This is a genomic window from Shewanella sp. 11B5, assembly GCF_002836795.1.
Taxonomy (GTDB): Bacteria; Pseudomonadota; Gammaproteobacteria; order Enterobacterales; family Shewanellaceae; genus Shewanella; species Shewanella frigidimarina.
In genome coordinates this window covers 1-5,560 of the sequence record NZ_PJAP01000524.1, presented here as the reverse complement: position 1 = coordinate 5,560, position 5,560 = coordinate 1, and the positions used below count along the sequence as shown (strand labels likewise).

Annotated in this window: 4 protein-coding genes; 2 read left to right on the top strand and 2 right to left on the bottom strand. The window is 41.0% G+C overall.

Features of this window, described 5'->3' with window-relative positions:
- Nucleotides 1-491: winged helix-turn-helix domain-containing protein (locus CXF78_RS12350; protein ID WP_102036958.1), on the top strand; the 491-nt coding region annotated here is incomplete at its 5' end.
- On the opposite strand, the gene torT is transcribed toward CXF78_RS12350, so the two are convergent.
- Nucleotides 481-1,554, bottom strand: a complete 1,074-nt coding sequence (torT, locus tag CXF78_RS12345) for a TMAO reductase system periplasmic protein TorT (protein WP_102036957.1) — start codon at nt 1,552-1,554, stop codon at nt 481-483. The genes CXF78_RS12350 and torT overlap by 11 nt on opposite strands.
- A gap of 67 nt (nt 1,555-1,621) precedes the next feature.
- Between torT and torS the strand changes: the two genes are divergently transcribed.
- Complete coding sequence (gene torS / locus CXF78_RS12340; protein ID WP_102036956.1) at nt 1,622-4,672, top strand: TMAO reductase system sensor histidine kinase/response regulator TorS; 3,051 nt, start codon at nt 1,622-1,624, stop codon at nt 4,670-4,672.
- Nucleotides 4,673-4,811: 139 nt separating this feature from the next.
- Here the strand turns inward: torS and torD are convergent, their stop codons facing one another.
- Nucleotides 4,812-5,453, bottom strand: a complete 642-nt coding sequence (torD, locus tag CXF78_RS12335; RefSeq protein WP_374702289.1) for a molecular chaperone TorD — start codon at nt 5,451-5,453, stop codon at nt 4,812-4,814.
- Nucleotides 5,454-5,560: the final 107 nt, after the last annotated feature.

The following is a 5,560-nucleotide window of genomic DNA, read 5'->3' as shown; positions in this document are numbered from 1 at the left end:
TTGGCATTATTTTAGTCACAGGTCGTGATGAAACCATTGATAAAATCGTTGGTCTTGAAATGGGCGCTGATGATTATGTGACTAAGCCATTTGAATTAAGAGAACTATTAGTAAGAGTTAAAAATTTGTTGTGGCGAATTTCATTAGTTAAAAAAGCACAGCAAGACGTTGTAGAACAATTTGAACAGTGTGACGATATCATTGCGTTCGATAAATATATTCTTGAGTTAAACAGCCGAAAACTGAGTCGTGGTGACGAGGTGATAAAGCTGACTAAAGCAGAGTTCGAATTACTTACCGCCTTTGCATTGCATCCGCAGCAAGTACTATCTCGTGAGCGACTAATGCAGCAAACAAGCCACCGTAATGAAGATGTAAATGATAGAACCATTGATGTCATTATTCGTCGATTACGAAACAAGCTACAGGCAGACCTGTTTGTAACGGTTCATGGAGAAGGCTATTTGTTTGCGACAAAGATTAAAGATTAGTTTTTGGTGTCACGCGGTAAATAGGGTAAAAACTTGCAGGGGCTAAGCTGTTATTAAACATATCGAGTTGCACCTTTCCTTGTTCTAACGCCTGTATTTGTGGGCCAATATCACCAAATGATTGTGCTCCCTCAAGTAGTTTTACCATGATGTCTATTGCCAACTTACCTTGTAACACCACTTGATCATCACTGCTGAAAGCGACTTTATTACGATGCAGTCCTCGCAATGTCGCTGGCGATAGATAACTGCTCACAAGCTTTACTTGGCCAGTTAATTGTTTATGTTGCAATGTTCCAATTGCTGCTTCGATAGCAACAGCACTGCCTATAATATAGCTAGGAATATGATCATTAAGCAGATTATGAAGTTGGTCACGATAAAGGTCACGATTATTATCGGTATGGCGAATTGATGTAATCTCAATATGACTATTGGCAATAGCATCTTGAATACCGAGCTCAACCCAATCGCTGCCACCAACACTTTCTGGACCAGTTAGTAGTGCGAGTGTTACTGGAGATGATGGCGGTATTTTTTTAACAGCTTTAGCAATAAAGTGGCCAGCTTCCCAGCCCATTTGATACCAATTAACGCCTACACGAGTCGTTATCATGGGGTTATCGAGTCTATTCACTAACGCTATGATGGGTTTATTAATCTGTCCCGGATAGTTATCAAGTAAATTAGGGGCCACGGCACCGAGTAAGATGGCATCGAACGGCTGATTAAGACAGTATTCAAGTTGTTTTAGTTGTTGCTCTTTTCTGTAATAACTGCCGGCTTCAAATAATTCTAAATTAATGCCTAATTGGCTGGCTTTTGACACCAAACCGTAATCAATGCCGATCCAATAAGCATCTTTGAGGTGAGGTACTAAGGCACAGATCTGCCAAGGCTTTTTGGCCGAAGTCAGTTGTTTATATTGTATCGATTTTACTGTTTGAATTTTGGCATTAAATGGCGTCCGCTGTTGTAATGTCCAGCTAGAATCTAATGTAGCCTCAGCAAGTAATGGTATTGTCCCTAAGCAAGCTATGAGCAAATAAATAAGTCGGCGCATTATATTGTCTCGATTAAGGTTTCTAAACAGAACACTAAGATTTTTTGTAATTATAACATTTTAAGGAATGACTGTGAGCACTTTATCACTATCAGGCAAGAGCTTAGTGGGTCGCCTTATGTTGGCATTTTGTCTGCTCGGATTGTTATTGTTAATGTTAGTTAGCCTTGGCAGCATTTCGCTTTATTGGGTAAAGCTTGCTGACCAATATTTATATGAAGAGGCGTTACCCGCATCTGAGGCTGCAAGGCAATTGATGCAGTCTTCTAATGGCTTGCTCGACAATGCCCAAGCGCTGGAACGAGTGGAACAAGAGGCACAACGCGTTTTCCTTGGGCGTAAGTTGTCACTCGAAAGCACTAATTTACTTTCCGCTATTGAACGACTCAATTCGTTAAATCTACAAAATCATGGTGTCGATAAAGATAAGCAATTAGCGCTATTAGCTGGTGAAATTATCCATGACTTATCGGTATTCGGCCGCCAAGTGGGTAAACGTTTAGTGTTGGCGGCTCAATTGAATAATAAAGGAAGCGCACTCGCGGAAGCAGCCAGTAAGAGTAGTGTTTTACTTGAAGCAGAACAAGCTGTGGTCGATTCAACCATTCTGGCCAAGTTGAGTTTAGCTTACCCTCAAGTGGTTGGTGCTGAACAAAGTGCCCAACTTTTGGACTCCATCATAGAACAAGATTTGGATGTCCGTGAACGTTTAAATCGAGCTTTGGGATTGATCCATCACATTGAGTTAGTAGGGCAGTTATTACAGTCTCCAGAACAACAACTTGGATTAAATAACGTACTCGACAATATGGCTCGAGTACTGTCTCCAAAGACTTATACCATTAATTCTACTCGCGATAACTCCCAAAACGGTAATGAAATACCGAGCCCTTATACTGCTTCAGGCACGAGTGGGCAAATTGATTTAATGCCTCTAGAATTACTTAAAGGCTTAATTCGAGATCCGGTTAGAGCGACAGAGCTTGAGCACCAATTGATAATGTTAAGGGAGGTGAATGTTGGCTTAAGTTTGCAGCAGCAATATGCTCAATTGCTAACGAAACAAAATGCGCAGCTGTTAACGCTGACGGATAAATTAGGCCAACTGAATAAGTCAGTCGATAGCGCAATGAAAGCACAACAGCTACAGGCAGAACATGCCCGAAGTAATTTTTTACAGCAATTACTGTGGGCTAAATCAGGACTGTGGGCGACAGGTATTTTGATGTTAATCATTATGCTGTTGGTGGTTTATCGAGTTATTTATAAAGGTATAGCTTTACGCCTAAGTGAAGCCACTGCAGCATTATCTCAATTAAGTCAGGGCAATACCGAAGTAGTACTTGATCCTCACGGCGACGATGAACTCACCGCGATGGCTTCTGCCATTGAAGCTTTTAAACAAAAAACAGCGCACAATCAAGCACTGCAATCTGAATTACAACAAACGGCATCAGAATTATTTGCCCATAAAGCCTCACTTGAAAGTACCGTGCAGGCACGTACACTCGAACTGGCTGAAACCAACCGTCAACTAGACGCTGAAGCAAAAGGGCATTCGACGGCTAGAGTGATGGCAGAACAAGCTAACAAGGCAAAATCGCTATTTTTAGCGACCATGAGCCATGAAATCCGTACTCCGCTAAATGGTCTTTTAGGCACCCTGACTTTACTGAGTCACTCGCCATTACCTCCAGCACAAAAACAAATGTTGGCATTATCGCAATACAGCGGCACCTTACTGCAAAATGTACTTAATGATATTTTGGACTTTTCCCGTTTGGAGCAAGGTAAATTAACTAACGAACCACGGGCTGTTGCGCTTAATGAGCTGCTCGATGAAGTGATGGCAATCATGTTAGCTGGCGCGGGATTGTCAGGTATCTCGTTATATTTATTTCGCGGTAATTTACCTAAATGGATAACGGTAGATGGCCCCAAATTGCGCCAAGTGTTGTTTAATTTGCTCGGCAATGCCATTAAATTCACTCCAGCAGGAGAGGTTACATTACGGGTAAATGTGGTCGAGAAACGATTAACCTTTGAAGTGGCAGATACTGGCGTTGGCATAAGTGAAAAGGCCATGGATCAATTGTTTATCGCCTATGGTGCACAGCCTAATCAAGGCAGAACCAGAGGCACAGGACTCGGGCTCGCAATTTGTAAAGAATTAGTCTCGTTAATGAATGAGGTTAGTACTGCCAATGATTCTATTTGGGTCAATAGTAAAGTGGGTGAGGGTTCCACCTTTGGTTTTAGTTTGCCATTGCACATCTGTGAGCAAGAACATGAGGTTATCTGTGCAAAATTACCTAAAGTTGATCCTAAATGTGTACTCGTTATCGAAGACAACAAAGTCAATTCCATGGTTGCCCAAGGGTTTTTAGCACATCTTGGACATCATTCCGTACTGGCTGATAGTTGTGCTCAAGCAAGAGCGTTGTTTAACGTCGATAGTGCGTTGCAGTTTGACGGCATTATGCTTGATATTCAATTAGGTGATGGCTCAGGAATTGAGTTATTGGTAGAGTTGAAGAATATTGCTAACGCAGCAAAAAAAAACATCAGCATAGCCGCTTTTACGGCACAAATTCAACATGATGACATAAACGAGTATCGAGCAGCGGGCTTTGACGACGTATTAGCCAAACCGCTTAATATGAAGTTTTTAGCCAATTGGATTGGTGATGCAAGTTGCATATCAGCAATTAACAATGGCAACACCAATCAGTTAATCAGGATTGATAAGCACCAAAGCTTTACACAAACGACTATTGATCAAAAAGTATCTGTTTGTAATGAAGACAATCTGGCTTTACTCGATGAAAAGCAAATTAATGAAGACTTACAATACCTTGGTACAACAGCCGTTAAAGAGATGTTAGCGCTATTTGAAGTCAGTAGTACACAACACATCAATGCACTGGCAGCTTTACCTACAGATAGGCCAAAAGTGTTACACGCACTTAAAGGCAGTAGTGCCAGCATTGGCTTTACTCAGTTGAGTCAGTTGTGCAAACAATTAGAAAAAGATGGCATTAGTGATGATTCATATTTGTTGCTTAAGCAAGTATTGCAAGCATCCATTAACGCACTTGAGTTGAAAATCTCTATCTAAGTTGTTGTAAATCAGGGATATGAAATATAGTTGAGTGTGTATAACCCTAACTCTATTTATCCTGAACTCAAACATTACATATAAAAACACCGAGTTTGCTCGGTGTTTTTATATGGGGATTAATTATATAGATATCCTGTTACTGAGCACCTTTTAGTCCTACACAATCGCTTTCAACCCAAGCCAGAGTGAGGTAAGCAATGGCTGAATAAAACTTACCAGTATCCACAGAGGTAAGTCTATCTACAAAACGGGGTAACCAAGCGTGGAGATATTGCCTAATAAAGCTGAGCTGAGTGTTATCGTCACAAGCACACGCTTGGTGAGCGACATAAGCCAAAATAACGGCAATATGGTCAGACGGTTCAGGAAATTCACTTTGAACCGTTAATTGGCTTTGTTTTAGATATGTTTGCATTTGCTGATGCTGTTCACCAAATAAGAGTATGTCGTCCTTGGCAACTGCATTATCGTTAAGATATAAACTGGCATAAGGACTGGCGCTATGCTTTGTACCTACTAAAAATAGGCCACAATAATCGGCAGCAAGCTCTAATAAAGCATGATCAGTATTGACGCTGTTAAGGGTTGAATTAAGCACTGAGTTTATGGTTTCAATGTCTTGACTCAATAACGGGTCACTGGCCAATTGAGCAAAGAATGCCTGAGCCTGACTTGCAGTTAGCTCTTGTAATAGCTGTTGGTCTAGCTCTTTTGCAAACAGTGATGAGAGCAGCTTATACACCATCGAACGACCCTGGTTCATTGGCGTGTTATACAATATCTTGTCATTCATCTATGTTATCTCCTGACTCTATTATGGCTGTTAACTTAAGCGCCAAGAATTAAATCGCTTGGCGCACAGTGATAATACTTACACTTTATAGC